28 protein-coding genes are annotated in these 26,010 nt (G+C 52.1%); 22 read left to right on the top strand and 6 right to left on the bottom strand.

Annotated features, from left to right (window positions below; all coding sequences use genetic code 11):
• Positions 1 to 34 precede the first annotated feature (34 nt).
• Complete coding sequence (sbcB, locus tag HMPREF3119_RS14570; protein ID WP_070580115.1) at positions 35 to 1,453, bottom strand: exodeoxyribonuclease I; 1,419 nt, start codon at positions 1,451 to 1,453, stop codon at positions 35 to 37.
• A 277-nt stretch (positions 1,454 to 1,730) separates the two neighbouring features.
• Between sbcB and tmaR the strand changes: the two genes are divergently transcribed.
• Complete coding sequence (tmaR, locus tag HMPREF3119_RS14565; protein WP_015422834.1) at positions 1,731 to 2,057, top strand: PTS system regulator TmaR; 327 nt, start codon at positions 1,731 to 1,733, stop codon at positions 2,055 to 2,057.
• 109 nt (positions 2,058 to 2,166) lie between these two features.
• Here tmaR and rne read toward each other — a convergent pair whose 3' ends face one another.
• Positions 2,167 to 5,322, bottom strand: coding sequence for a ribonuclease E (gene rne, locus HMPREF3119_RS14560; RefSeq protein ID WP_070580113.1), 3,156 nt, complete (start codon positions 5,320 to 5,322; stop codon positions 2,167 to 2,169).
• Positions 5,323 to 5,855: 533 nt separating this feature from the next.
• Here rne and rluC point away from each other — a divergent pair.
• Positions 5,856 to 6,815 (top strand): 23S rRNA pseudouridine(955/2504/2580) synthase RluC, encoded by a 960-nt coding sequence (gene rluC, locus HMPREF3119_RS14555; RefSeq protein ID WP_004238062.1) that lies wholly within the window; start codon positions 5,856 to 5,858, stop codon positions 6,813 to 6,815.
• A gap of 67 nt (positions 6,816 to 6,882) precedes the next feature.
• Here rluC and HMPREF3119_RS14550 read toward each other — a convergent pair whose 3' ends face one another.
• Both HMPREF3119_RS14550 and HMPREF3119_RS14545 read right to left on the bottom strand, forming a co-directional pair.
• Positions 6,883 to 7,209: a hypothetical protein gene (locus HMPREF3119_RS14550; protein WP_004238063.1), complete on the bottom strand. Its 327-nt coding sequence runs from the start codon at positions 7,207 to 7,209 to the stop codon at positions 6,883 to 6,885.
• Between the two features lie 37 nt (positions 7,210 to 7,246).
• Positions 7,247 to 7,837: a Maf family protein gene (locus HMPREF3119_RS14545; protein ID WP_070580112.1), complete on the bottom strand. Its 591-nt coding sequence runs from the start codon at positions 7,835 to 7,837 to the stop codon at positions 7,247 to 7,249.
• A 154-nt stretch (positions 7,838 to 7,991) separates the two neighbouring features.
• On the opposite strand from HMPREF3119_RS14545, the gene yceD reads away from it, so the two are divergent.
• The 19 genes from yceD (at position 7,992) to HMPREF3119_RS14455 (ending at position 23,756) form a co-directional block, all read left to right on the top strand.
• Positions 7,992 to 8,516 carry a 23S rRNA accumulation protein YceD gene (gene yceD / locus HMPREF3119_RS14540; RefSeq protein WP_004238065.1) on the top strand — a complete coding sequence of 175 codons (525 nt, stop codon included), beginning with the start codon at positions 7,992 to 7,994 and terminating at the stop codon, positions 8,514 to 8,516.
• 12 nt (positions 8,517 to 8,528) lie between these two features.
• Positions 8,529 to 8,699, top strand: coding sequence for a 50S ribosomal protein L32 (gene rpmF, locus HMPREF3119_RS18880; protein WP_004240653.1), 171 nt, complete (start codon positions 8,529 to 8,531; stop codon positions 8,697 to 8,699).
• Between the two features lie 28 nt (positions 8,700 to 8,727).
• Positions 8,728 to 9,762, top strand: a complete 1,035-nt coding sequence (gene plsX, locus HMPREF3119_RS14535; RefSeq protein ID WP_071592728.1) for a phosphate acyltransferase PlsX — start codon at positions 8,728 to 8,730, stop codon at positions 9,760 to 9,762.
• Between the two features lie 5 nt (positions 9,763 to 9,767).
• Positions 9,768 to 10,721, top strand: a complete 954-nt coding sequence (locus HMPREF3119_RS14530) for a beta-ketoacyl-ACP synthase III (protein WP_004238069.1) — start codon at positions 9,768 to 9,770, stop codon at positions 10,719 to 10,721.
• Positions 10,722 to 10,740: 19 nt separating this feature from the next.
• Positions 10,741 to 11,673: an ACP S-malonyltransferase gene (gene fabD, locus HMPREF3119_RS14525; RefSeq protein WP_004238071.1), complete on the top strand. Its 933-nt coding sequence runs from the start codon at positions 10,741 to 10,743 to the stop codon at positions 11,671 to 11,673.
• A gap of 7 nt (positions 11,674 to 11,680) precedes the next feature.
• A complete protein-coding gene (fabG, locus tag HMPREF3119_RS14520) occupies positions 11,681 to 12,415 on the top strand; it encodes a 3-oxoacyl-ACP reductase FabG (RefSeq protein WP_004240650.1) in 735 nt (244 codons plus the stop codon).
• Positions 12,416 to 12,570: 155 nt separating this feature from the next.
• Complete coding sequence (acpP, locus tag HMPREF3119_RS14515) at positions 12,571 to 12,807, top strand: acyl carrier protein (RefSeq protein WP_004238075.1); 237 nt, start codon at positions 12,571 to 12,573, stop codon at positions 12,805 to 12,807.
• 68 nt (positions 12,808 to 12,875) lie between these two features.
• Positions 12,876 to 14,120: a beta-ketoacyl-ACP synthase II gene (fabF, locus tag HMPREF3119_RS14510; protein ID WP_015422831.1), complete on the top strand. Its 1,245-nt coding sequence runs from the start codon at positions 12,876 to 12,878 to the stop codon at positions 14,118 to 14,120.
• Between the two features lie 159 nt (positions 14,121 to 14,279).
• Complete coding sequence (pabC, locus tag HMPREF3119_RS14505; protein WP_064483522.1) at positions 14,280 to 15,119, top strand: aminodeoxychorismate lyase; 840 nt, start codon at positions 14,280 to 14,282, stop codon at positions 15,117 to 15,119.
• A 20-nt stretch (positions 15,120 to 15,139) separates the two neighbouring features.
• Positions 15,140 to 16,162 (top strand): endolytic transglycosylase MltG, encoded by a 1,023-nt coding sequence (mltG, locus tag HMPREF3119_RS14500; RefSeq protein WP_004238078.1) that lies wholly within the window; start codon positions 15,140 to 15,142, stop codon positions 16,160 to 16,162.
• The gene (gene tmk, locus HMPREF3119_RS14495; protein WP_004238080.1) at positions 16,159 to 16,797 is read left to right on the top strand and encodes a dTMP kinase; all 639 of its coding nucleotides are present in this window, start codon (positions 16,159 to 16,161) and stop codon (positions 16,795 to 16,797) included. The genes mltG and tmk overlap by 4 nt, the downstream gene beginning before the upstream one ends.
• Positions 16,797 to 17,795 (top strand): DNA polymerase III subunit delta', encoded by a 999-nt coding sequence (gene holB / locus HMPREF3119_RS14490; RefSeq protein WP_070580110.1) that lies wholly within the window; start codon positions 16,797 to 16,799, stop codon positions 17,793 to 17,795. Before tmk ends, holB begins: the two co-directional genes overlap by 1 nt.
• 10 nt (positions 17,796 to 17,805) lie before the next feature.
• Positions 17,806 to 18,585 (top strand): metal-dependent hydrolase, encoded by a 780-nt coding sequence (locus tag HMPREF3119_RS14485; RefSeq protein WP_004238082.1) that lies wholly within the window; start codon positions 17,806 to 17,808, stop codon positions 18,583 to 18,585.
• Between the two features lie 43 nt (positions 18,586 to 18,628).
• Complete coding sequence (gene hinT, locus HMPREF3119_RS14480; protein ID WP_004238084.1) at positions 18,629 to 18,979, top strand: purine nucleoside phosphoramidase; 351 nt, start codon at positions 18,629 to 18,631, stop codon at positions 18,977 to 18,979.
• Between the two features lie 21 nt (positions 18,980 to 19,000).
• Entirely contained in the window at positions 19,001 to 19,588 is a 588-nt protein-coding gene (gene lpoB / locus HMPREF3119_RS14475) for a penicillin-binding protein activator LpoB (protein ID WP_004238085.1), read from the top strand.
• The gene (locus tag HMPREF3119_RS14470) at positions 19,578 to 20,420 is read left to right on the top strand and encodes a protein kinase family protein (RefSeq protein ID WP_004238086.1); all 843 of its coding nucleotides are present in this window, start codon (positions 19,578 to 19,580) and stop codon (positions 20,418 to 20,420) included. The genes lpoB and HMPREF3119_RS14470 overlap by 11 nt, the downstream gene beginning before the upstream one ends.
• Before the next feature lie 18 nt (positions 20,421 to 20,438).
• A complete protein-coding gene (gene nagZ, locus HMPREF3119_RS14465) occupies positions 20,439 to 21,461 on the top strand; it encodes a beta-N-acetylhexosaminidase (RefSeq protein ID WP_015422830.1) in 1,023 nt (340 codons plus the stop codon).
• Complete coding sequence (gene ycfP / locus HMPREF3119_RS14460) at positions 21,458 to 22,006, top strand: alpha/beta hydrolase YcfP (protein ID WP_004238088.1); 549 nt, start codon at positions 21,458 to 21,460, stop codon at positions 22,004 to 22,006. The genes nagZ and ycfP overlap by 4 nt, the downstream gene beginning before the upstream one ends.
• Positions 22,007 to 22,451: 445 nt before the next feature.
• Positions 22,452 to 23,756: an NAD(P)/FAD-dependent oxidoreductase gene (locus HMPREF3119_RS14455; protein ID WP_004238091.1), complete on the top strand. Its 1,305-nt coding sequence runs from the start codon at positions 22,452 to 22,454 to the stop codon at positions 23,754 to 23,756.
• A gap of 323 nt (positions 23,757 to 24,079) precedes the next feature.
• Here the strand turns inward: HMPREF3119_RS14455 and HMPREF3119_RS19185 are convergent, their stop codons facing one another.
• The gene (locus tag HMPREF3119_RS19185) at positions 24,080 to 24,304 is read right to left on the bottom strand and encodes a hypothetical protein (RefSeq protein WP_125460926.1); all 225 of its coding nucleotides are present in this window, start codon (positions 24,302 to 24,304) and stop codon (positions 24,080 to 24,082) included.
• Here HMPREF3119_RS19185 and umoD point away from each other — a divergent pair.
• Entirely contained in the window at positions 24,207 to 24,644 is a 438-nt protein-coding gene (gene umoD / locus HMPREF3119_RS14450; RefSeq protein ID WP_004240640.1) for a UmoD family flagellar biogenesis regulator, read from the top strand. The two genes, HMPREF3119_RS19185 and umoD, sit on opposite strands and share 98 nt — an antisense overlap.
• Before the next feature lie 84 nt (positions 24,645 to 24,728).
• Here the strand turns inward: umoD and HMPREF3119_RS14445 are convergent, their stop codons facing one another.
• Complete coding sequence (locus tag HMPREF3119_RS14445) at positions 24,729 to 25,898, bottom strand: pyridoxal phosphate-dependent aminotransferase (protein ID WP_070580108.1); 1,170 nt, start codon at positions 25,896 to 25,898, stop codon at positions 24,729 to 24,731.
• Positions 25,899 to 26,010 lie beyond the last annotated feature (112 nt).

Genomic DNA, 26,010 nt, shown 5'->3' with positions numbered 1-26,010 from the left:
TGCCGGGAGTCTCCCTCCCGGCAGTCTGTTCTGATTACTGCGCCAGGTGCTGCGCGTACTGCACCAGCTTCTTCAGTAATTCTGTCTTGTTTGCATCATGCTGATATTCCTGCATCATTTCACCAATCTGCTCAAAATAACGGGTTAAATTATCCTGATTAAAGACCTCACGGCGATGGGCAAGCCAGCGCTGCTGCTCATGCTCATCCAGTGTGCCGGGGAAATTCCGGGCGCGGTAGCGGAACAGTAACTCCGGCAGACGGGCATCCTGGTAACTCAGCGCCAGTGCCGGCAGATTCTTTGGAGCCGTTTCGCGGATAATCGTCATGGCCGCTTTATCCGAATCACTGAAAAAGCCCTGATAAATCATGCGATCCACATCATTCTGCGGCGGAAACTCACGTGGTTGTGCGAACACTGCCACGACTTTTTCGCGGATCTCCGGATGCTGATGCAACAGTTCTGCATTACGGGCACACAGGTCTTTATCCAGCCCGATACGCTGTGCATCCTGCGGGCGCAGGGTATTTTCCGGTGCCAGGATCGGGCACTTATTGATATGCACCAGTTTGAGCGGTACCGGGGACGCGCCTTCCGGCAGTTCATCACGGCGGGTGTACAGGGGTTCGCGCAGCGTATCCGCATCCAGCGTCAGCAGCGGGGTCAGGTCACCGGCGAGATCACACATAATCACGGCATTGCGGTTATCCGGATGCCATGCCAGCGGGGCTACCAGGCTGGTATTGGCGCGGACAGCCCCGAACATTCCGGAGACATGCACCAGTGGTTTCATGGACGGAATATCAATCAGTGCCGCGAGTTTGCGCTTATCGCGCAGACTGAAGAAATAATCGAACAGACGCGGCTGTGCACCACGCAGCTGTTTCGCCATGGCAATGGTGGCATACACATCCGCCATCGCATCGTGGGCATTTTCATGGGCGATACCGTTAGCGGCAGTCAGGTGTTCCAGCTTAAAGCTCGGCAGTCCTTCGTCATTCTCCGGCCAGTTTGTGCCATCCGGGCGCAGCGCATAGCAGGCGCGGGTGATATCAATCAGATCCCATCGGGAATTGCGGTTCATCCAGCTGTAGGCATACGGGTCGTAAAAGTTCCGGTAGAAAATATTACGGGTGACTTCATCATCAAAACGAATGCTGTTATAGCCGAGAATACAGGTGTCCGGCTGTGTAAAGGTGTCATGAATCAGCTTAGCAAACTGCGCTTCATTAACCCCTTTCTGCAGGGCTTCCTGTGGCGTGATGCCGGTTATCATCACAGCAGCGGGCTGCGGCAGATAATCATCCGCCGGGGCGCAGTAGGCGATCACCGGGTCGGCGATAATATTGAATTCACTGTCAGTGCGGACACCGGCAAACTGCGCCGGGCGGTCACCGGCAGGATCCTGCCCGAAGGTTTCGTAATCGTGAAAGAAAAATTGTGCTGAAGACACCGTATGGCCTGTTTTCTGATAAATGATGGGCTACAGGGTAACAAATCGGGAACAAAATACCAATTTCAGTCCTGATTATCCCGGCAATACGATTTGATGGCAGATCTCACAAAATGGCGGTAATTTGTGCGGAATTTATATTAGCTGAAACAATTCCGCTCAGAAATACGCTACACTGAAGAAAACCGCAGAAAACCGGCGGAATTGCTTGTCGGCAGTCATGGTTAACCTGTATTGTTTAATGAATCACATTTCAGATATGACTAAGGGTAGAATAATGGACAACACAACCAAGCCTTCCTTTCACAATGTCCTGGAGTTCGTTCGTATGTTTCGCCGTAAAAACAAAATACTGCGTGAAATAACTGACAACGAAAAGAAAATTCGTGATAACCAGAAACGTGTACTTCTGCTTGATAACCTGAGTGAATACATCAAGCCGGGCATGTCCATTGAAGATATCCAGGCTATCATTGCCAATATGCGCAGTGACTATGAAGATCGTGTGGATGAGTACATTATCAAGAATGCGGATCTGTCAAAAGAGCGCCGCGAAATCTCCAGAGAACTCAAAGCGATGGGCGATATCAAAGATATTAAGTAATCGCATACACTGAACAGCAGAAACCGTGAATTGAATATTCGCGGTTTTTTTTATCTTTTCCATAAAAAAATGGCTCCCGGGGGAGCCATTTTCAGTTCAGTGCGGATTATCAGAGCAGGGTTTTTGACGGCTCTGATGCGGCATGGTTAGTGGCCGCATGACCGCCTGCACCGTGCAGCGCATAGGCTTCGCGGGCTTCACGCTGGTATTCAGTGATAATAAAGGCTTCGCCGGTGGTTGCCGGAGCAGGGGCTTTGGTCATCGGTGAATAAGCATGACGGCCGGCAGCAACGACAGTTGTTTCAGTAACCGGAGCCGCAACCGGTGCGGTAACAGGTTCAGCCACAACAACTGCCTCAGGCTCTGCAATAACTTCTGGTTCTGCAACAACAACCGGTGCAACAGGTTCTGTGACAGCAACAGGCTCAGTAACAATCACGTCAGTCACAACAGGCTCATCAGCGATAATGTCAGCGGTTTCCTGTACAGGCTCTTCTGCCGGTACAGATTCAGTGACAGTATCCACAACCGGTGTTTCTTCCGGCGCTGTGGTCTGAGGCGCCTCAGATGCGACAGTCAGAGAGAACTGTTCTGCCACAACGGTGGTTTCTGCCGCTTCAGTCATCACCTGAGCGACAACCGCGGTTTCGGTAATCACAGCTGTTGTTTCGGTGATTTCCGGTGTCTCAGCTGCGATTTCCTGTTCTGCCTGTGCAGCAGGTGTCACAACCGGATACTGGATCCACACTTTACCGGAAGCCAGTTCAGGGGAAAATACAGCCATTTCCAGCGGAACCGGAGACTGCGTCAGCTGACGGTCTTCACGGTAACGGCGGCGGCGCTGACCACTCACACGCAGATGACGTGGTGAGCGGCGGGAGCGGCGCGGCAGGATGTTATCGCTGTGTGCTTCATCACCATTATTTTCAGCCGCTGCCGGTACGTCGGTATCCGCAGGAACTGCCACTGGTACATTATCGATAACAACCGGAACCGGTGCTGCAACAGCCGGTTTAGTCTGTGTTTCACCATCAGTGATACGGACAGAACCGTTCAGCTGGCGGCGGGTACGGCGCTGACGAACCGGTGTCGGTGCATCATCATCTTCCGTATTGCCGTCACTGTTCAGTGCATCCTGATCTTCCTGCTGGGCGCGCAGTTTCTTCGCATCCTGCTGGACACGTTTTTCGTCCTGACGGCGGCGCTGACGCTCTGCACGCTGTTCACGGCGTAACTGCTGCTGTGCTTCGCGGGCGGCCAGCTCTTCCGGTGTCAGATCTTCGTTCGGGGTATTCTGATTACGGCCTTTACGCGGCTCATTCACAGTATCGCGATCGCGTTTGTTGCGCGATTCGTTATCACTGCGTTCAGGGCGGTCAGCACGCTCGGTACGTTCGCCGTTGCGATCATTACGGTCACGGCGGTTACGGCGCTGTTTGTTACGATCATTCCCGCTGCGGCGGTTGTTGTCGTTAGTTTGTTTTTTCTCTTTCTGTTCAGTTTCTTCCTGCACAGCAGGTGCGGAGCCGAACAGTTTTTTGATGAGACGGCTGAAGAAGCCACCTTCAGAAGCCGCAGGTGCCTGCTTATCCTGACGGTTATCGCGTTTGCTTTCCGGTTTGCGGGTGGCGGCAGTCTGTGCCGGTACCGGTGCATCGGATGTGATAGCAAAGGCATTGATAGCCGGTTGTTCCGGTGCACGGCGTTCCTGAGTTTCCTCTTCTTCACCGGCAGCGGATTCCGCTTCGTATTTCTCCGGCAGGCGGTAGCTCAGGGTACCGATTTCATCACCTTTACGGACACGGACCACACGGAAGTGCGGGGTTTCCATCTGGTTGTTCGGCACGATAATCACGCTGACACCGGCCTGACGTGCTTCAATCGCACTGACAGCCTGGCGTTTTTCGTTCAGCAGATAAGAGGCGACCGGTACCGGCACAATTGCATGTACCTGATGGGTATTCTCTTTCAGCGCTTCTTCTTCAATCAGACGCAGAATGGAGAGCGCCAGTGATTCGTTATCACGCACAGTCCCGGTGCCGCTGCATCGCGGACACACATGATGGCTTGATTCACCCAGTGACGGGCTCAGACGCTGACGGGACATCTCCAGCAGACCAAAGCGGGAAATGCGGCCAATCTGGATACGGGCGCGATCCTGACGGACAGCTTCGCGCATGCGGTTTTCCACTTCGCGCTGATGACGGACCGGGGTCATATCGATAAAGTCGATAACAATCAGGCCGCCGAGGTCACGCAGGCGCAGCTGGCGGGCGATTTCATCCGCCGCTTCCAGGTTGGTGTTAAAGGCAGTTTCTTCGATATCACCGCCGCGCGTTGAGCGGGAGGAGTTGATATCGATAGCAGTCAGGGCTTCGGTGGTGTCGATAACAATCGCACCGCCGGACGGCAGACGGACTTCGCGCTGGAAAGCGGATTCAATCTGCGACTCAATCTGATAGTGACTGAACAGCGGCACTTCGCCCTGATACAGTTTAATTTTGCTGGCAAAATCCGCACGGCCGATAGCAGTGATGTGCTTGCGTGCCAGTTCCAGAATTTTCGGGTTATCGATGAGGATCTCACCGATGTCCGGGCGCAGGTAATCACGAAACGCGCGGACGATAACATTACTTTCCTGATGGATCAGGAACGGTGCAGGGCGGCCTTCAGCAACTTTTTTGATGGCTTCCCAGTGCTTGATACGGTACTCGAGATCCCAGCGCAGGGCATCGGCTGATTTACCGACACCGGCGGTGCGGACAATCAGACCCATTCCATCCGGGATATCCAGGGCAGACAGGGCTTCTTTCAGCTCGGTGCGGTCATCCCCTTCGATACGGCGGGAGATCCCCCCGGCACGCGGGTTATTCGGCATCAGAACCAGATAGCTGCCGGCCAGGCTGATAAAGGTGGTGAGTGCAGCCCCTTTATTACCGCGCTCTTCTTTGTCCACCTGAACAATGACTTCCTGACCTTCTCTCAGGACATCTTTGATATTCGGGCGGCCGGAAGCGTGGTAATTAGCAGGGAAATACTCGCGGGCAATTTCTTTGACGGGAAGGAAACCGTGACGCTCTGCGCCATAGTCAACAAAAGCAGCTTCTAAACTCGGTTCAATACGGGTGATTTTCCCTTTATAGATGTTTGCTTTTTTTTGTTCGTGACCGGGGCTTTCGATATCCAGATCATACAAGCGCTGCCCGTCGACAAGGGCAACACGCAACTCTTCCTGCTGAGTTGCGTTGATTAACATTCTTTTCATTATAAGTTACTCAATTTTTTCATTTAATTAGTGCGCTGCGGGCAATTTCGTTGCTACCGGAACCGATGACCTCGTGGCTTTTACCGCACCGTCAGCCTCCCGGCTGTCGATCGTATAGAGGTGCAAATTGTGTCGGTGAGGTTCAGTCTTGTCTGAATCCCCGTTGCCGGCTGAAAATCACGTTTATACGCGATACCGGCCCGGTAAGCTGCAACCCGCAGCCCGCTGATTATCTGACCGGAAATAACGTCTTACGCCATTGCTGCGTTGTCATCGGTCAGACAAAGATAAAATATCTGTTTTGCCAAAATCGGCGCATGCATTATTCCATTGCCGGTGTGGTTATAGCAAGGTGACATTGCATGTTTCGGTGAAAATTATGCAGAAATTTGTTAATGACGTTAATCCTTGGTCTTTTTCCGGAAAAAATGGGAAAATAGCCGTGTAAAACATTGATGCACATTTGCCGCCTGTTTCACCGGAAAAATATACCGGTTTACGGAGCAACGGTTCAGAGGATAGCCCCCCGTTTCATGAAAACTGATAATCAGACAGTTCAATTTGTTGTTGTGTCCGGCGATGAAGCCGGCCAGCGTATTGATAATTTCCTGCTCGCGCGCCTTAAAGGAGTGCCGAAGAGCATGATTTACCGCATCATCCGTAAAGGGGAAGTGCGTGTCAATAAAGGCCGGATTAAGCCGGAATACAAAATCGCGGACGGGGACAGCATCCGTATCCCGCCGGTGCGTGTGGCTGAGAAAAACGATGCCCCGGTGTCGGCGAAACTGGATAAGGTTTCTGCACTCGCAGAGTGCGTATTGTATGAAGATGATCATATTCTGGTGATTAATAAACCGGCGGGTACGGCGGTACACGGCGGCAGCGGTCTGAGTTTCGGTGTGATTGAGGCGATGCGCGCACTGCGTCCGGAGGCGCGCTTCCTGGAACTGGTGCACCGGCTTGACCGCGATACTTCCGGTATTCTGCTGATCGCCAAAAAACGTTCCGCGCTGCGGGCACTGCATGAGCAGCTGCGTCTGAAACAGATGCAGAAAGATTATCTGGCACTGGTGCGCGGCCAGTGGCAATCTTCAGTAAAAGTGGTGCAGGCACCGCTGCTGAAAAATATTCTCCAGAGCGGCGAGCGCGTGGTGAAAGTCAGCCCGGAAGGCAAGCCATCGGAAACACGCTTTAAAGTGGAGGAGCGGTTTGAGGCTGCCACGCTGGTCAAAGCCAGTCCGGTCACCGGGCGCACACATCAGATTCGTGTGCACACACTGCATGCAGGGCATCCTATTGCCTTTGATAACCGTTACGGTGATGCGCAGTTTGATGCTCAGCTGAAAGGGACAGGGCTTAACCGGCTGTTTTTACATGCGGCGGCACTTGCCTTTACCCATCCGTCCACCGGCGAGGCGATGCGCCTTCAGGCACCGCTGGATGAAAAACTACGCCACTGCCTGACGGTACTGCGGTCGAAACAGGCAAAATAAGCAGAGAGCAGAAATAAAGAACCCGCGCAGAACGCGGGTTTTTTCTTATACAGAAGGTATTCTGCGGTTACTGCGGCTGTACACCGATAATCTTTGTGGTACAGCTCTGTGCAATCTCTCCGATCGCCTGAGAGTCCTGTTCGGTCAGCGCCTGACCTTTGCGGACCCGGTCATCCAGTTTTTCCAGCCCGTCTTTGCCGAATTTCGCCAGTGAGTTGTCATACACACACTCACAGACTGCCGGGACTTTGCTGCGGTTATCCGGGTTTTTCAGGTTGGTCACAGCGCCTTTTGTACAGTCGGCAACAAAGGTTGTTTTATCCGCCAGTGACGGGGCAGCCAGACCGGCAGCACTGAACAGCAGCGTTGCGGCAGCGATCATTTTCAGCTTCATGTCAGTTCCTCAGAATCATCGGATGCCCCGGCGTGTGTCAGCGGGGGATCCGCAGTGGGTTGTATCCGGCCTGAATCAGTAATTCTGTCAGACGGATCAGCGGTAAACCTATCAGTGTATTAGGGTCATCTCCCTGAAGTTTTTTAAATAAGGCGATTCCTAAACCTTCAGATTTAAAGCTTCCGGCACACTGATAGGGCGTTTCCGCCAGCAGATAGGCACGGATTTCTTCATCATCCAGTGTACGGAAATGCACACAGTAAGGTTCACATATCGTGTGATCTTCCCCGGTGGCACTGTTGTACAGGCTCAGCCCGGTATAAAAGGTGATGCACTGACCGGAAGCTTTGCGCAGTTGTGCAAAGGCGGCATCATAATGATGCGGCTTACCGGTGATTTCCCCGTCCAGCACACAGACCTGATCAGAGCCGATAATCAGGCTGTCAGGGTACTGCTGCGTTAATGAACGGGCCTTTTCGCGCGCCAGGCGCATGACCAGAGACTGCGCGTCTTCTGCCGGATGCGGGGTTTCATCCGTACCCGGGGCTGCGGATACAAACGGGATGCCGAGTTTTTCCAGCAGGGCTTTGCGGTACAGGGAGGTGGAGGCGAGAACCAGTGAGATCATAAATATTCCGAAAGTCGTGGTAAAAAGAATAAACTCATTCTAAACTATGCGCCGCTTATTGAGTGTATTTTTAGCGGGAAGGCAGGTTACCGCCCTCTTTGCTGTCTATATTTTCTTTGACTATATCGTCTTACGAATATAAGATGCGCGCCTTATGCAAAAGATAAAATTACCTCTGACTATTGATGCAAAGCGCGCCGCGCAGAAGCGTCTGGATTACCGGGGGTGCTATGCACCTGAGCAGGTTACGCGGTTAGCCGAATCGGTAGTCAGTGTGGACAGCGATGTTGATGTTGATTTGACGTTTGAAATCGATCCGCAGCGTCTGACAGTCATTAAGGGAACAGCAGAAACTGATGTTTCACTTGAGTGTCAGCGGTGTGGTAATATCTTCCCGCTTCATGTCCGCGCAACGTATTGTTTCAGCCCGGTTGTCAGCGATGAACAGGCTGAGGCATTACCGGAAGAGTATGAGCCAATTGACGTAAATGATTTTGGTGAGACAGATTTACTGGCAATGATTGAAGATGAATTAATTCTTTCTCTGCCTGTGGTTCCGGTACATGATTCTGAACACTGTGAAGTGTCCGACGCGGTGAAAGTCTTTGGTGAGCTTCCTCCGGAAGCAGAAAAGCCAAATCCGTTTGCCGCATTAGCCAGTTTAAAGAAAAGTACTTAAGGAGTAAGGTCAATGGCCGTACAACAAAATAAACCAACTCGTTCCAAACGTGGTATGCGTCGCTCTCATGACGCACTGTCAGCAACTCTGGTTTCTGTTGACAAAACCTCTGGTGAAACTCATCTGCGCCACCATGTGACCGCTGATGGTTACTACCGTGGTCGTAAGGTAATCAACAAGTAATCTGCTGCTTTTTAAGCACGTTGATATCTTGACTAATCTAACCATCGCGTTAGATGCCATGGGTGGGGATATCGGCCCCCATGTCACAGTGCCTGCCTCGCTGCAGGCACTGGCATCTAATCCAAAGCTCACCCTGTTGCTGGTCGGGCACCCTGACTCCATTTCTCCTCTGCTTGCAAACCAGAATGCTGAGCTGCTCAGTCGTCTGCGGGTGATCCCTGCCTATGAGACGATTGCCGGTGATGCCAAACCTTCTCAGGCTATCCGCCAGAGCAAAGGCACATCCATGCGTATCGCGCTGGAACTGGTGAAAGAGGGGGAGGCACAGGCGTGCGTCAGTGCCGGAAACACCGGGGCGCTGATGGGGCTGGCAAAACTGATGCTGAAATCGATTGAAGGCATCGAGCGTCCTGCACTGATGACCGTGGTGCCGAATCAGAAGAAAGGCAAAACGGTGCTGCTTGATCTGGGCGCAAATGCGGAGTGCAGCAGTGAGATGCTGGTGCAGTTTGCTGTTATGGGCGCGGTGATGGCAGAAGATGTGGCCGGGATCCCGCATCCGCGTGTGGCATTACTGAACATCGGCGAAGAAGAAACCAAGGGACTCGACAATATCCGCGAAGCAGCCACTGTGCTGAAATCGATACCGGACATCAATTATATCGGCTATGCGGAAGGCAACGAACTGCTGACCGGTAAAACCGATGTGCTGGTCTGTGACGGCTTCGCGGGTAACGTTACCCTGAAAACCATGGAAGGGGTGATTCGTGTGATCCTTTCTATGTTTAAATCACAAAATGAAGGCAAATCCTCATCTCTGCTGTACAAACTTGTGAAGAAAGTGGTGACAAAATGGCTGAATAAACGCTTCAGCCACCTGAACCCCGACCAGTATAACGGTGCTTCTCTGTTAGGATTACGCGGCATTGTGATTAAGAGTCACGGTGCGGCGAATGTAAGTGCATTCAACGCTGCCATAACGCAGGCGGTTCAGACTGTTGAAAAGCAGGTGCCTGAACGAATCGCATCCCGTCTCGCTATGGTATTACCCAAGAGTAACTAACTAATATGTATACGAAAATTTTAGGAACCGGGAGCTATCTTCCTGCACAAATCCGCACAAATGCTGATCTGGAAAAAATGGTCGACACAACCGATGAGTGGATTGTTACTCGTACGGGTATCCGTGAGCGCCGTCTGGCCGGTGATGATGAAACCGTTGTTACAATGGGCCACCAGGCAGCACTGAACGCACTGGATATGGCGGGTATTCCTGCCGGTGATATCGATCTGATTGTTGTGGGCACCACTTCTTCCACGCACGGTTTCCCGAGCGCGGCCTGTGAAATCCAGAAACTGCTGGGCATTGACAGCTGCATCTCTTTTGATGTGGCGGCGGCATGTGCCGGTTTCAGCTATGCCATCAGTGTGGTGGATCAGTTCATTAAAACCGGGATGGCGAAAAAAGCCCTGGTGATCGGTTCGGATGTGCTGGCGAAAACGCTGGATCCGGCAGATCGCGGTACGGTTATCCTGTTTGGTGACGGCGCAGGTGCTTTTGTGGTTGAAGCCTCAGAAGAGCCGGGCATTCTCTCCACCCATTTACATGCAGACGGCCGCTACGGCGACCTGCTGACATTACCGAATAAAGATCGCAAAGACAGCGAAAAACCGGCGTACCTGACAATGGCAGGTAACGAAGTATTCCGTGTGGCGGTCCGTGAATTAGCCAACGTCGTTGAAGAAGCGCTGGTGGCGAACAATATTGATAAATCAGAACTCGACTGGCTGGTACCGCATCAGGCAAACCTGCGCATTATCAGTGCCACAGCAAAAAAATTAAATATGGGCATGGATAAAGTGGTGGTTACCCTGGATCGTCACGGCAACACCTCTGCAGCCTCTGTACCGACTGCATTCGACGAAGCGGTTCGTGACGGGCGCATCAAACGCGGTCAGCTGATTCTGATTGAAGCCTTCGGCGGCGGTTTTGCCTGGGGTTCTGCATTAATTCGTTTTTAATTTTTCAGGAAGCTAAATCATGTCTGCATATGCAATGGTATTTCCGGGACAGGGTTCTCAGTCAGTCGGTATGCTGGCGGACCTCGCGGCAAATTTTCCGGTCGTTGAGGCAACCTTTGCCGAAGCATCCGCTGAACTGGGCTACGATTTATGGGCACTCGTTCAGAACGGGCCGGAAGAAGAACTGAATAAAACCTGGCAGACCCAGCCTGCACTGCTGGCGGCCTCTGTGGCCATCTGGCGTGTCTGGCAGGAAAAAAACGGCGCCATGCCTGCCATGATGGCCGGTCACAGCCTGGGGGAATACTCCGCGCTGGTGTGTGCCGGTGTGATGGATTTTAAAGAAGCTATCAAACTGGTGGAATTACGCGGCCGCCTGATGCAGGAAGCTGTTCCGGCCGGTACCGGGGCAATGTATGCCATCATCGGTCTGGACAATGATGCTATCGCCAGAGCCTGTGAAGAAGCTGCACAAGGTCAGGTCGTATCACCGGTTAACTTTAACTCGCCGGGCCAGGTGGTTATCGCCGGTGAGAAAGACGCCGTTGAGCGTGCCGGGGCATTATGTAAGGAAGCCGGAGCAAAACGTGCGCTGCCGTTGTCGGTCAGTGTGCCGTCACATTGTGCATTAATGAAGCCGGCTGCTGATAAATTAGCCGTTGCGCTAAAAAATATCACATTTAATACACCAATCTTTTCTGTTGTGAACAATGTTGATGTTAAGATAGAGACTTCCGCCGATGCAATTCGTGATGCATTAGTCCGTCAGCTTTATAATCCGGTGCGCTGGACAGAAACTGTTGAGTTTATGGCCGCGCAGGGTATTGAAGATCTGCTGGAAGCAGGGCCGGGCAAAGTACTGACCGGGCTGACTAAGCGTATTGTGAAAACATTAACATCATCTGCTGTCAATGATATGTCATCATTGGAAACAGCACTTGAAAATCGCTGAGGTTGAGATGAGCTTTGAAGGCAAAATTGCCCTTGTCACCGGTGCGAGCCGCGGAATCGGCCGTGCAATTGCTGAGAAATTAGCAGCACGTGGTGCAACTGTGATTGGTACTGCGACCAGCGAAAGCGGTGCGGCTGCTATAAGTGAATACTTAGGCGCAAAGGGTAAAGGCCTTGCCCTGAACGTGACCGACAGCGCATCCATTGACCATGTATTAGAAAATATTCGCGCTGAGTTTGGCGAAATTGATATTTTGGTTAATAATGCAGGTATCACACGTGACAACTTACTGATGCGTATGAAAGACGATGAGTGGCAGGATATCCTCGACACTAACCTTTCATCCGTATTCCGTCTGTCCAAAGCGGTTATGCGCGCCATGATGAAAAAACGTTGCGGGCGCATCATCACCATCGGTTCTGTTGTCGGAACGATGGGGAACGCCGGACAGGCTAACTATGCGGCGGCGAAAGCCGGGCTGATTGGTTTCAGTAAATCACTCGCCCGTGAAGTCGCGTCGCGCGGCATCACCGTCAACGTCGTTGCCCCGGGTTTTATCGAAACCGATATGACTCGTGCATTGACAGACGACCAGCGTGCAGGCATTTTATCTCAGGTTCCTGCTAACCGTTTGGGTGATGCTGAAGAGATTGCCAGTGCTGTAGCCTTCTTAGCTTCTGATGAAGCGGCTTACATCACAGGCGAGACATTGCATGTCAATGGTGGCATGTACATGATTTAATGTTTGAGCTAACCATTTGCTGTTTTTGTGTAAACACACGCAAAAGTGAGTATTTATATGGTTAGACCAGCCGGGATTGGGTTGCATCTTTTCCTGTATTTTATAAACTACGAAAACCATCGCATATAGCGAGTTTTGATAGGAAATTTAATAGTATGAGCGCTATCGAAGAACGTGTTAAGAAAATCATCGTTGAACAACTGGGTGTTAAAGAGGAAGAAGTAAAAAACGAAGCTTCATTCGTTGATGACTTAGGCGCTGATTCTCTTGACACAGTTGAGCTGGTGATGGCTCTGGAAGAAGAGTTCGACATCGAAATCCCAGACGAAGAAGCAGAAAAAATCACAACTGTACAGGCTGCTATTGACTACGTTGAGAACGCAGGCAAGTAAGCATCCCTCATGTCCAGGCGGTCACCCGACCGCCTTGTTTCTTTTATTTTCCCCCCCGGAGGATAAGCGTGTCTGAGCGTCGTGTAGTCGTGACCGGACTTGGCATGTTATCTCCTGTCGGTAATACAGTCGATTCATCCTGGAAAGCTGTGTGTGCCGGGCAGAGTGGTATCAGCCTGATTGATCATTTTGACACCTCTAACCATGCGACCAAATTCGCAGGTATGGTAAAAGATTTCAATCACGAAGATTTTAATATTTCGCGCAAAGATGCCCGGAAGATGGATCTCTTCATTCAATACGGTATTGCAGCCGGTATCCAGGCAATTGCGGATTCCGGAATCGAAGTAACAGAAGCCAATGCAACCCGTATCGGAGCTGCGATTGGTTCTGGTATTGGTGGTCTCGGACTGATTGAAGAAAACTGCAGCTCTCTGGCTGCCGGCGGCCCGCGTAAAGTGAGCCCGTTCTTTGTTCCCTCAACTATCATCAATATGGTTGCCGGACACTTAAGTATTATGTACGGCCTGCGCGGACCAAGCATTTCCATTGCCACTGCCTGTACATCCGGCGTGCATAACATTGGTCATGCTGCCCGGATCATCGCTTACGGTGATGCGGATGTGATGGTTGCCGGTGGTACTGAAAAAGCCAGCACACCATTAGGTGTTGCCGGGTTCGGTGCTGCGCGTGCCTTATCCACCAATAATGACAATCCTCAGGGCGCAAGCCGTCCGTGGGATAAAGATCGTGACGGGTTTGTGCTCGGTGACGGTGCCGGTATGCTGGTGCTGGAAGAGTACGAACACGCGAAAAACCGCGGTGCGAAAATCTATGCGGAACTGGTCGGTTTCGGGATGAGCAGCGATGCTTATCACATGACATCACCACCGGAAAACGGTGACGGTGCCGCACTGGCCATGGCAAATGCGATTCAGGATGCAGGCATTCCTGCTGACAGCATCGGCTATATCAATGCGCACGGCACATCCACCTCTGCGGGTGATGTGGCGGAAGCGAAAGCCGTTGAAACGGTATTTGGTGAAGGAACCAACGTTCTGGTCAGTTCCACCAAATCCATGACTGGTCACCTGCTGGGTGCGGCCGGTGCAGTGGAATCCATTTTCACCATTCTGGCACTTCGTGATCAGATTGTACCGCCGACCATCAACCTGGATAATCAGGATGAAGCGGTCTGCAAACTCGACTTTGTACCGGGCAAAGCCCGCAAAGTGGAAGGTATGGAATACGCACTCTGTAACTCTTTCGGCTTCGGCGGCACCAACGGTTCCCTGATTTTCCGTAAGATCTGAGTCTGTTTTCTGAGAGAAAAGCGCCTGACGGCGCTTTTTTTTTACCTGACGGGTGACGCTATCGCAGTTTTGCACAAAAATCACAGCTGTACTATTATACAGGTCTGTCCGCATACTGAGTGACGGTTAAATAATAACCGTTAAAACAATGAGTTGGCTATGACACAACAGACGCATTACTGGGTCAATGGTGTACCGCAGCACACCATTGCGATTTCTGATCGCAGTGTGCAGTTTGGTGACGGCTGTTTTACCACGATGCGCATTGTGAACAGCAAACCGTCGCTGCTTTCACGTCACCTGCACCGGCTCCGCAGTGGTTGTGCCGGGCTGGGGCTGACACCGCCGGATGACGCGCTGCTGCCCCAGTGGATAATGCAGGCCGCAGAGGGTACAGCGGATGGTGTGCTGAAAGTGATTGTTTCCGCTGGTGAGCAGGGACGCGGTTATCTGCGTGCGGATGTACCGCCGCTGGTGATCCTGATCCGCTCCGCATATCCGGAAAGCTATCCGGTATTGCAGGAGCGCGGGTTATCGGTGGTGAAAAGCCAGGTGCCATTGTCGGTCAATCCGTATCTGGCCGGTATCAAACACCTGAACCGGCTGGAGCAGGTGCTGATCCGCCGTTATACGGCAGAACAGCAGGCCGATGAAGCCATTGTCTGTGATACTGACGGCCTTCTGACCGAAGGCTGCAGCGCCAATCTGTTCTGGCGCTGCGGCGATGATGTGTTTACCCCGTCACTGAGCAAATGTGGTGTGGCCGGTGTGATGCGCGCGCATATCATGGATGTGCTGAAAGGCAGCCGTTACCGCTGTTATGAAACCGAACGTTTTCCGCAGGTGCTGGCAAAAGCGGATGAAGTGATTATGTGCAACGCGCTGATGCCGGTCATGCCGGTCAATGATATCCGCGCGGATGCCCGTCATCACTGGCATTATACCTCCCGCTCGCTCTTTACCTGGCTTTTGCCGCACTGTCCGGCAGCAATACCCTGAATTAACAGAGTTAATGACTGATGAAAAAAACACGGATTTTCCTTGTGACATTTTTGGTGCTGCTCGCAGTTGCGGGCGGCGTGGCGTACTGGCTTTATCATCAGGTGAACGCATTTTCCGGACAAAAAATTTCTGTCACTGAAGAAACCATTTTCACCATTCCGCCGGGCACCGGTCGTGTGGCGCTGGAGAAAAAACTGGCGGAAAGCGGGATTATCCCGGAATCACACAATTATGACTGGCTGCTGCAACTGGAGCCGGATCTGGCAAAAATCAAAGCCGGTACTTACCGACTGACGCCGGATATGACGGTCAAAAGCATGCTGCAACTGTTTGTCAGCGGTAAAGAGGCACAATTTAGTATCCGTTTTGTTGAGGGCAGTAAATTAGCGGACTGGCAGAAAATCTTGTCAGAAGCCCCTTACCTGAAACAGACCCTCGCGGATTTACCGGCAGATAAACTGACAGAAATGCTCGGCCTGCCGGCCGGCAGCCACCTGGAAGGGCGTTTCTACCCGGATACCTATCTCTATACAGCCGGAACAGAAGACACGCAAATCCTGAAGCGGGCACATCAGCAGATGGAAACCAAACTCGCGGCAGCCTGGAAGACCCGTAATACCGACTTACCGTATGCGGATCCGTATGAAATGCTGATTATGGCCTCGCTGATTGAAAAAGAGACCGGCGTGGACGGTGAACGTAAAAAAGTGGCGTCGGTCTTTATGAACCGGCTGAAACTGAAAATGCGCCTGCAAACCGACCCGACGGTAATTTACGGCATGGGTGAGCGTTATCAGGGCACGATTTACCGCAGCGACCTGGTGCGGGTAACGCCGTATAATACGTATCAGATTGACGGCATGCCGCCGACACCTATCGCCATGCCGGGCAGTGCCTCGCTGGATGCGGCAGCCAAACCGGACACCACGGGTTACCTTTACTTTGTCGCGGACGGCAAAGGCGGACATGTATTTACCACGAATCTGCGGGATCACAACCGGGCGGTTGCGGATTACCGTAACGGATTAAAAAAACAATGACAGGCAAATTTATTGTAATTGAAGGGCTTGAAGGTGCCGGAAAAACCACGGCACGTCAGGTGATTGTTGATACGTTGCGTGAAAACGGCATCACTGACCTGGTCTATACCCGTGAGCCGGGCGGCACACCGCTGGCAGAAAAGCTGCGCACCCTGATTAAAGACGGAATCGACGGCGAAACGGTTACTGATAAAGCGGAAGTACTGATGTTATATGCCGCGCGTATTCAGCTGGTGGATAATGTTATCAAACCGGCACTGGCGCGCGGACAATGGGTGATCGGCGACCGTCATGATCTCTCCTCTCAGGCCTATCAGGGCGGCGGACGCGGTATCGACCGCAAACTGATGGAGTCACTGCGTGATACCGTACTGGGGGATTTTTATCCTGATTTCACCCTGTATCTCGATCTGCCGCCGGAAACCGGCCTGGCCCGCGCCCGCAGCCGGGGCGAGCTGGACAGAATCGAACAGGAATCACTGGATTTCTTCCGCCGCACCCGGGCCCGTTATCTGGAGCTGGCTGAATCCGATCCGCGCATTGTAACCGTTGATGCTTCGCAATCAATAGATAACGTCCATCAATCAATCCGCACTGCCGTACTGAACTGGCTGGCACAGCAGGAAGAGGCGTAATGAACTGGTATCCGTGGCTTAATCCGGTTTACCGCCAGCTGGCAACCGCGTGGATGTCCGGTCAGGGGCATCATGCTCTGCTGCTGTACGGTATGCCCGGCACCGGCACTGATGAGCTGGCCTATGCCCTGACACGGCTGCGGATGTGTCAGCAGCCGCAGGGCATCAAAAGCTGCGGGGAGTGCCACAGCTGTAAACTGATGCTGGCAGGCACCCATCCGGATTTTTATCTGCTGCAGCCGGAAAAGGGTAAATCCGCCACCGGGATTGATGCTGTGAGAGCCGTGACAGAAAAACTGTATGAGCACGCCCAGCAGAGTGGTGCCAAACTGGTGCATATTCCGCAGGCGGAACTGCTGACCGAAGCAGCCGCCAACGCCTTACTGAAAACCCTGGAAGAGCCGACAGAGAATACCTGGTTTGTGTTACAGAGCCTGCGGGCGGAGCAGTTGCTGCCGACACTGCGCAGCCGCTGTTTTGCTTATCATCTGGCACCGCCGTCAGCGGAGACCGGTTTACAGTGGTTACAGCGCGAGCATCCGCCGTCTGATGCGGTGTCGCGGCAGACTGCGCTGAATCTTTGCCACAATGCCCCGGCGGCGGCACTGTCACTGCTGACCACCGCTGACTGGCAGAACCGGCTGAATCTGTTTACCCGGCTGGCAGAATCCGTGCGCAGCGGGGATTTTCTGTCGCTGTTATCTGAACTGAATCATCAGGATGCGGAAAAGCGCATCAGCTGGCTGACCACCCTGTTTATGGATGCGGTAAAATATCAGCAGAATATGGCACCTGCCTGTCTGAATCAGGACCAGTCTGCTCTGATTGCACAACTGGCAGCGCATTACAGCAGTGCACACTTACTGAATGCAGCGGAAAGCTGGCTGACCTGCCGCCACCGGCTGATGACCATCACCGGCGTGAATCAGGAACTGCTGCTGACAGAACAATTGTTACACCAGGAAACCCTGTTTTCTGCATCACCTAATTTAAAATAATGAGTTAATTATGTTTTTAGTAGATTCCCACTGCCACCTCGATTGCCTTGATTATGAAAAAAAGCATGAAAGTGTGGATGATGTTATGCAAAAGGCCGCGCAGCGAGATGTGAAATACGCACTGGCGGTGGCGACAACCCTGCCGGGTTACACAAAAATGCGCGAGCTGATTGGTGAGCGCCCGGATGTGGCCTTTTCCTGTGGTATTCATCCGCTGAATCTGGATGAGCCGTATGATTTCACACAGCTGCGTGAACTGGCGGCGGATAAACGGGTGGTGGCCCTCGGCGAAACCGGGCTGGATTACTACTATCAGAAAGAGAATGCCGCGCTTCAGCGTGAGGTTTTCCGCGAGCATATCCGTATCGGACGTGAGCTGAATAAACCGGTGATTGTGCACACCCGGGATGCCCGTGAGGATACCCTGGCGATTATCCGCGAAGAACAGGCCGGGGAGTGCGGCGGCGTGTTACACTGCTTTACCGAAGACAAAGAGACGGCATCAGCGCTGCTGGATGAAGGTTTTTATATCTCCTTTTCCGGCATCGTGACGTTCCGCAATGCGGAGCAGATCCGCGAAGCCGCCCGCATTGTCCCGCTGGATCGCATTCTGGTGGAAACCGATTCGCCGTATCTGGCCCCGGTACCGTTTCGCGGTAAAGAGAACCAGCCCGCGTATGTGCGTGATGTGGCGGAGTATATGGCTGTATTAAAAGGGGTGAGCGTTGAGGCGCTTGCTGAGATCACCACTGACAATTTCTGCCGTCTGTTTCAGGTGTCTGTCCGGTAAATCCGCACACATCTGTCAGGCTGATTAATTACAGGAGCAGGTTATGGCCGAAGAAACTATTTTCAGTAAAATTATTCGTCGTGAAATTCCGTCTGATATCGTCTATCAGGATGACAGCGTGACGGCGTTCCGGGATATTTCCCCGCAGGCACCGACACATATTCTGATTATTCCCAACCATCTTATTCCTACTGTGAATGATGTTACGCCGGAAGATGAACAGGTTCTGGGTCATATGATCACGGTCGCGGCCAAAATCGCACAGCAGGAAGGTATTGCGGATGACGGCTACCGCCTGATCATGAACTGTAACCGCCACGGCGGACAGGAAGTGTTCCATATTCATATGCATCTGGTCGGCGGCCATCATCTGGGGCCGATGCTGGCGAAATAACCGGCTGACAGGAGAACGGTGATGAAACGTCTTTTATGTGTGATAGCGTCAGTCTGGCTGCTCGCCGGGTGTCCTTCAACGGCACCGGTAACACCCCCGGTACCGGTGGGTACCGTAACACCGCCGCCGGATACCACGCCGCCGCCACTGCCGCTGCCGCCGCCGGATACGGTGCCGGTTCCGCCGAAAATGAAAAAAATCGAGTGGGAACAGAGTATTACACCACTGGTTAATCAGATGGTTCACAGCGACGGCGTGAATCAGGGCCGTACGCTGCTGGTGAATAAAGTCGGTAATAAAACCAACAGCAGCCTGCAGACCAGCGTTGCGACCGGTGCGCTGATGAATACCATCGGAAAAACCGGAGTACTGAATGTGATCCCGGCCGGTGCGGTCAGCAGTGCCATGTCGGTGCTGGGTATGGGTGATAACGATACACTGACCCTGCGCAGCAAAGCTATCGGTCTGGCGCGTTATCTGAATGCCGACTATGTGCTGTACAGCGTGGTGACCGGTACCCGTGATGCCCGTCAGATGGAGATGCAACTGATGTCTGTCAGCAGCGGTGAAATCATCTGGTCCGGTAAGGGCGCGGTGCTTGAGCAGTAACCGCGCGTTACTGTTATGCCTCGCTGAACACTTTCCCGCACTGCCTGCCGCCGGCTGGACAATCCGTCCGCTGAACGGGCTGACGCGGGAAAGTGTCAGTATTGAACAAAAAGGTGTATCTCTGATTGGCAGAGCACAGACCGTGCACAGTGCGGATATCGGTGTCAGCCGTCAGAAAGAGGCGCGTATCCTGCACCGGCTGCGTGACAGCGGTCTTGCTCCGCGCGTGGCCGGGTTCAGCCACGGCTGGCTGCTTTTGTACCGGGTGGAGGGTGAAACACTGCCGCCGGAACGGATACAGCAACCGGATTTTATTCCGCAGCTGGCGGCGCTGGTCAGCAATCTGCATAATCAGCCGCTTACCGGGTATCGTCTGCCGCTCAAAGCGCAGGCAGACCGCCACTTTCACCTGACCGACAAACGCCGCCGCACCCCGCAGCTGTTGCGTATTCATCGTCACTTTATGCGCGAAGCAGAGCCTCAGCCGCTGAAACTGGCGCCTGCACATATGGATATCCACCCCGGCAACATTGTGACGGCGGCAGGGGAACTGCATCTGATTGACTGGGAATATGCTGCTGATACCGATATCGGTCTGTCTCTCGCCACACTTTTTCGTGCCAATCACTGGTCACTGACGTTAATTCACACTTTTCTGCGTTATTATTCTGCTTATCACTGTCCGCAGCGCGTACTGGCGCAGACCTGCCGCTGGCAGGCACGGGCAGATTATATGATGGTTATGTGGTTCGAGAGCCGCTGGGGACAAACCGGCGACCCGCAGTTTCTGCAATACCCGGCCGCGCTGAAAGCCGCCGCCGGGCTCAGGTAAATACAACGAGGTTTCACCATGGGTCCTGTAATGTTAGATGTTGAAGGGTATGAGCTGGACAGCGAAGAGCGCGAGATCCTGCGCCACCCTTCAGTCGGGGGAGTGATTCTCTTTACCCGTAATTTCCATGACACGGCACAGCTGCGGGAACTGACGCGGCAGATCCGTGAAGCCACCCGCGACAACCGGGTTGTGATTGCGGTTGACCAGGAGGGCGGCCGCGTCCAGCGGTTTAAAGATGGCTTTACCCGCCTGCCGGCGGCACAGTCTTTTGCACAGTTTAATGACCTGCTCACCGGCTCTGCGCTGGCGGAAGAGGCGGGCTGGCTGATGGCGGCGGAAATGATCGCTATGGATATTGATATCAGTTTCGCGCCGGTGCTGGATCTGGGGCACGGCAGCGCGGCTATCGGCTCACGCGCGTTCCATGAGGACGGCGACATTGCGGCGCAGATGGCGGAACGCTTTGTGCGCGGTATGCGCAGTGCCGGGATGTCGAGCACCGGTAAACACTTCCCGGGGCACGGCGCAGTCAGTGCGGATTCTCACAAGGAAACGCCGCGTGATGAGCGCGACCCGGCGGTGATCCGTGGTAAAGACATGGCGATTTTCCGCGAATTTATCCAGCGCGGCCTGCTTGATGCTGTGATGCCCGCACATGTGATCTACACACAGATTGATGATCGTCCGGCGAGCGGTTCATCTTACTGGCTGAAATCGGTGCTGCGTCAGCAACTCGGGTTTGACGGGGTGATTTTCTCGGATGACCTGTCAATGGAAGGGGCGGCGGTGATGGGCGGCTATGCAGAGCGTGGTCAGGCATCACTGGATGCGGGCTGCGATATGATCCTGGTCTGTAATAACCGCAGAGGTGCTGTGACTATCCTTGATAATTTGCCTGTTATCACGGCACAACGTATTGATAAGTTGTATCATCGGGGTAAAGGTTATGATCTGACCGAACTGCAGCGCAGTGAGCGCTGGCAGCAGGCGAACAAAACCCTATCCGTATTACACGAACAATGGCAGGAGCGAGCATGATTATTTATCTTCATGGATTTGATTCAACCAGCCCGGGCAATCATGAAAAAGTGATGCAGCTGAAATTTGCGGATCCGGATGTCCGTTTTATCAGTTACAGCACGCTTCATCCGCGTTATGACATGAAATATCTGCTGACCGAAGTGGATAAAGCGGTAAAACAGAGCGAAGGACCGGCCATTGTGCTGGGCGTGGGTCTGGGGGGCTTCTGGGCTGAGCGTGTCGGATATCTGTGCGGGATCCGCCAGGTGATGGTGAACCCTAACCTGTTCCCGTATGAAAATATGGAAGGCAAAATCGACCGCCCGGAAGAGTATCTGGATATCATGACCAAGTGTATCTCGGATTTCCGCGAACTGAACCGGCAGAACTGTCTGGTGCTGTTGTCCCGCAATGATGAGGCGCTGGATAACCAGCGTGCGCATGACACGCTGTCACCGTACTATCAGGTTATCTGGGATGAAGAACAGACCCACAAGTTTAAGGATCTGTCCCGTCATCTGCAGGAAATCAAAGGGTTTAAAACCGCGTTTAAAAAAGCCTGATATCACCGCCTCTCTGTAAAACGGCCGCGCCTGCGGAAGGCGCGGTATTTTTTCCTCTGCAACTGAAGCGATTCCCGTCTCAAATCTGCCTCTCCTGTGATCTTTCTCTTACGTATCTTTCCGGTCATTGCGTTACATCAATAACTTTCTGGTGCTGAATCAGCAAGATAACAGGCTTTTTTCATCTGCTGTCACGAAAAGTTAATCCGGTGATTAAAGAAAGCATCAGAGGTAAACCAAAAGTAAAATAGTTTTGTTAAATTTAAAATAATGTTTGCATTTTTCCGCCGGATTACCCAGAATTTGATTATGATCAAATATGGTATGACCAAATTACCTGTTGTGGTATACCATGGTGTGACACGATTCAGTTTTATCTGATGTTATCTCACTGTTTTTCCTGAAGAGCCCTGAGATAACGTTAGATTATTTTTCAGAGGATGTTATGACTACACCGAATACGAAGATTGTGATTATCGGCGGTGGCGCAGGCGGGCTGGAACTGGCAACGCAACTCGGCCACAAATTAGGTAAGAAGAAAAAAGCGGAAATCACTCTGGTCGATCGCAACAGCAGCCACCTGTGGAAACCGCTGTTACACGAAGTGGCGACCGGTTCTCTGGATGACGGCGTGGATGCCCTGAGCTACCTGGCGCATGCCCGCAATCACTATTTCAATTTCCAGCTGGGGTCAATGACCGGGCTGGATCGCGACAGTAAAAATATCACCCTGGCGGAAATCCGTGACAACAACGGTGATCTGCTGGTACCGGAGCGTGAGCTGGATTATGACATTCTGGTGATGGCGCTGGGCAGTACCTCCAACGATTTCGGCACACCGGGGATCAAAGAAAACTGTATCTTCCTCGACAGCCCGTCACAGGCAAACCGCTTCCATAATGAGATGCTGAACCTGTTCCTGAAATACTCCGCCAGCCACGGCGAAGGCGACAAAGTGAATATCGCGATTGTCGGCGGCGGGGCGACAGGAGTGGAACTGTCAGCGGAACTGTATAATGCCGTTGAGCAGCTTCACAGCTACGGTTTTAAAGGCCTGAATACCGATGCACTGAATGTGACGCTGGTGGAGGCGGGTGAGCGTATTCTGCCTGCTCTGCCGCCGAAAATTGCCGGTGCCGCTCACCAGGAGCTCACCAAACTGGGTGTGCGTGTGATGACGCAGACCATGGTCACCAGCGCCGATGAATCCGGCCTGAACACCAAAGACGGCGAGCATATCACGGCGAGCCTGATGGTCTGGGCGGCAGGTATCAAAGCGCCTGATTTCCTGAAAGAGATTGGCGGGCTGGAAACCAACCGTATTAATCAGCTGGTGGTCAAACCAACACTCCAGACCACCCGTGATGACGCAATTTTCGCTATCGGTGACTGCTCATCCTGCCCGAAAAAAGAGGGCGGATTTGTTCCGCCGCGCGCGCAGTCAGCACATCAGATGGCGACCCGCTGCTATCACAACATCCTTGCGGTACTCAATGATAAGCCGCTGAAGGATTATGTGTTTAAAGATCACGGCTCACTGGTTTCCCTCTCCCGGTTCAGTACGGTCGGGAGCCTGATGGGTAACCTGATGCGCGGGAATATGATGATTGAAGGGCGTATTGCCCGTGTGATGTATATTTCTCTGTATCGTATGCATCAGATTGCGCTGCACGGTTATATTAAAACCGGGCTGATGATGCTGGTTGGCGGTATAAACCGGATTATCCGTCCGCGGCTGAAATTACATTAATTGATCTTCCCCAAAAATGACGCTTCCGGGCGTCATTTTTTATAATAATAAACCCTGCTCAGAACAGGGAAATATACATTGTACAGATTTGATATAAAGCCGGAAAATGCATTATTTAACAGGAGTTCAGTATCATCACTAACAGATAATTCCGGTGGTAATGAACAAAATAAGGCAGATACTGCTCTTTATTAATTATTGTTGATCGTTGTCAGTACACACACAGTCAGGTTGAATTAATAAATTACAGGGACAGAATTATTGTTTCATCATTATTATTTAACTTTTATTTAGCGGTGCTGTGGGAATATAGTCCGGTAAGATTAATCGTTAAAAATAAAACCGGGTTTGATAGGAATAATCCCAATTATTACCGCTGGATATTTATATAATTTGACAATGAATAAAAATGAACGAAAACCATTATCACGAATAACATTCACAGGGCTTGTGCTTCTGTTTGTTATTTTTGCGGTAATCATTTCTTTTGCTGTGACAAAGAATAAACATCCCGCTGTTGCTGAGGTTCTCTCATCCGAACCTATCATGGCAACGGTGCCTGTACGCCATGAATACTGTGACCTGACAACCATGCCGGGTCCGTACAAGCGTGAACTCCTGGATATCGTCCACCCGACTGAGCAGGTCTGCACCCCGTACCTGCTGTATGAAACCCTGCTGCATGCACCGAAGGTGTACGGTGGCCCGACATACCGCTCCTGTACGACGGCATACACCTATGAGCACCGGATTGTCGGCTATGATGTGGTGTATAGAATCAATGACACCGTCGGTAAGGTCAGAATCAATTATAATCCGGGTGATGTCATGCCGGTGGATAATACCGGGCGGCTGATCATTTTACCCGGGCTGAATACAGTAAAATAAAGTGTGTTACAGACAAAAAATAAGAATACCGGTTTATGTCATAAACCGGTATTCACCACGTTTTTTATTTAATGTAACCGGAAATTAAACCCAGCCCTTCTGACGAAACTGCTTTAATACCGCCACAAATTGCTGCATCTCTTCCGGCGTGCCTAATGTCAGGCGGCTCCAGCCGGTTACCGGCGGAAATTCACGGCCGACCATTATATGGTTTTCTTTCATCCGCTGCTGATAGGTTTTTACATCTCCGGTCACCTTATGGAAGATGAAATTAGCCTGTGAGGGCGCATAAGGCAGATTTAATTCCTTCAGTGCGGCAACCACAATTTCCCGTGAAACATCCGTTGAATGGCGGCTGTAATCAATAAACGGTTTATCATTCAGGGATACCAGTGCGGAAACTGCACCTGCTATATTAGTATTATCGATAGAATTGAAAATATTTACCTGTTCCGTTACTGCCGGTACGGAAATACCGTAACCGACACGAAGCCCGGCCAGGGCAAATATTTTCGAGAAAGTGCGTGTCACGATAATATTGGATTTTCCGGCAGCCACCCATTCAACCGCACTTTTAAATTGCGGATCAGACACAAATTCCGCATATGCCTCATCAATAATAAAATTCTGCTGCGGCGGTGCCTGGTTTACCCACTGTGCGAGTTGTGATGCCGGGGTGATCATAGCGGTCGGGTTATTCGGGTTACAGATATAGATAACGGAATGACCGGCAAAGTTATCGGCGATCGCCTGCATGGCTGTGAGGTCGAAAGAGAGATCGGCTTTCAGCGGCACTTTGACAATATTGACGCCCAGCGGCTCAGCATACAGTTCGGCATAATTGAATGTCGGATCCGGCACAATCAGCTGCACCGGCTGCTGTTTTTTCTGTGCATCCGCCACCAGCATCTGCACAGCCGCCTGAATGGTTTCCGAGGAACCATTTCCGAGGCTGATGTGTTCCGGTGTCAGTGAGAAATGCGCGGCAATCTGCTCAATCAGCGCTTCGCGGGCAGCATCCGGATAGCGGAACGCGCCGGGAAGGGCATCAATAATCGCCTGACGGGCTTTCGGAGACATCCCCAGTGAGTTTTCATTGAAGTTCAGCAGCAACGGATTTTCCGCGCTGAGCGGCGCTGCTTTGGCAGCTGGTGAGACAGTACCGGTGGCGGCTTGACTGGTGGTGACCAGAGAGGCGGCGGTTAATCCGCCGAGCGCGATCCCTGTTGATTTCAGAAACGAACGACGATCCATAGTATTTACCCTGTTGTTGTCATTATATTTTGGTAAATACTAACCGAACTAATAATCACCTTGCAAATTAATATTCACAATAAATGGATTTTTATTCATTTTTAAGGTGCCG

It is taken from the genome of Morganella sp. HMSC11D09 (assembly GCF_001807955.1).
Classification (GTDB): Bacteria; Pseudomonadota; Gammaproteobacteria; order Enterobacterales; family Enterobacteriaceae; genus Morganella; species Morganella morganii.
The sequence above is the reverse complement of the archived record's forward strand: the minus strand, read 5'-3'. Positions and strand labels throughout refer to the sequence as shown.

What these genes read in the sequence shown, in the direction of transcription:
- nagZ (WP_015422830.1), top strand. Translation starts at nt 20,439, where the DNA reads ATGGGTCCTGTAATGTTAGATGTTGAAGGGTATGAGCTGGACAGCGAA.
- fabG (WP_004240650.1), top strand. Translation starts at nt 11,681, where the DNA reads ATGAGCTTTGAAGGCAAAATTGCCCTTGTCACCGGTGCGAGCCGCGGA.
- rluC (WP_004238062.1), top strand. Translation starts at nt 5,856, where the DNA reads ATGAAAACTGATAATCAGACAGTTCAATTTGTTGTTGTGTCCGGCGAT.
- mltG (WP_004238078.1), top strand. Translation starts at nt 15,140, where the DNA reads ATGAAAAAAACACGGATTTTCCTTGTGACATTTTTGGTGCTGCTCGCA.
- HMPREF3119_RS14485 (WP_004238082.1), top strand. Translation starts at nt 17,806, where the DNA reads ATGTTTTTAGTAGATTCCCACTGCCACCTCGATTGCCTTGATTATGAA.
- HMPREF3119_RS14445 (WP_070580108.1), bottom strand. Translation starts at nt 25,898, where the DNA reads ATGGATCGTCGTTCGTTTCTGAAATCAACAGGGATCGCGCTCGGCGGA.
- fabD (WP_004238071.1), top strand. Translation starts at nt 10,741, where the DNA reads ATGTCTGCATATGCAATGGTATTTCCGGGACAGGGTTCTCAGTCAGTC.
- rne (WP_070580113.1), bottom strand. Translation starts at nt 5,322, where the DNA reads ATGAAAAGAATGTTAATCAACGCAACTCAGCAGGAAGAGTTGCGTGTT.
- HMPREF3119_RS14455 (WP_004238091.1), top strand. Translation starts at nt 22,452, where the DNA reads ATGACTACACCGAATACGAAGATTGTGATTATCGGCGGTGGCGCAGGC.
- hinT (WP_004238084.1), top strand. Translation starts at nt 18,629, where the DNA reads ATGGCCGAAGAAACTATTTTCAGTAAAATTATTCGTCGTGAAATTCCG.
- acpP (WP_004238075.1), top strand. Translation starts at nt 12,571, where the DNA reads ATGAGCGCTATCGAAGAACGTGTTAAGAAAATCATCGTTGAACAACTG.
- HMPREF3119_RS14550 (WP_004238063.1), bottom strand. Translation starts at nt 7,209, where the DNA reads ATGAAGCTGAAAATGATCGCTGCCGCAACGCTGCTGTTCAGTGCTGCC.
- tmk (WP_004238080.1), top strand. Translation starts at nt 16,159, where the DNA reads ATGACAGGCAAATTTATTGTAATTGAAGGGCTTGAAGGTGCCGGAAAA.
- tmaR (WP_015422834.1), top strand. Translation starts at nt 1,731, where the DNA reads ATGGACAACACAACCAAGCCTTCCTTTCACAATGTCCTGGAGTTCGTT.
- HMPREF3119_RS14530 (WP_004238069.1), top strand. Translation starts at nt 9,768, where the DNA reads ATGTATACGAAAATTTTAGGAACCGGGAGCTATCTTCCTGCACAAATC.
- lpoB (WP_004238085.1), top strand. Translation starts at nt 19,001, where the DNA reads ATGAAACGTCTTTTATGTGTGATAGCGTCAGTCTGGCTGCTCGCCGGG.
- rpmF (WP_004240653.1), top strand. Translation starts at nt 8,529, where the DNA reads ATGGCCGTACAACAAAATAAACCAACTCGTTCCAAACGTGGTATGCGT.
- pabC (WP_064483522.1), top strand. Translation starts at nt 14,280, where the DNA reads ATGACACAACAGACGCATTACTGGGTCAATGGTGTACCGCAGCACACC.
- HMPREF3119_RS14545 (WP_070580112.1), bottom strand. Translation starts at nt 7,837, where the DNA reads ATGATCTCACTGGTTCTCGCCTCCACCTCCCTGTACCGCAAAGCCCTG.
- HMPREF3119_RS19185 (WP_125460926.1), bottom strand. Translation starts at nt 24,304, where the DNA reads ATGATAGGTTCGGATGAGAGAACCTCAGCAACAGCGGGATGTTTATTC.
- ycfP (WP_004238088.1), top strand. Translation starts at nt 21,458, where the DNA reads ATGATTATTTATCTTCATGGATTTGATTCAACCAGCCCGGGCAATCAT.
- yceD (WP_004238065.1), top strand. Translation starts at nt 7,992, where the DNA reads ATGCAAAAGATAAAATTACCTCTGACTATTGATGCAAAGCGCGCCGCG.
- holB (WP_070580110.1), top strand. Translation starts at nt 16,797, where the DNA reads ATGAACTGGTATCCGTGGCTTAATCCGGTTTACCGCCAGCTGGCAACC.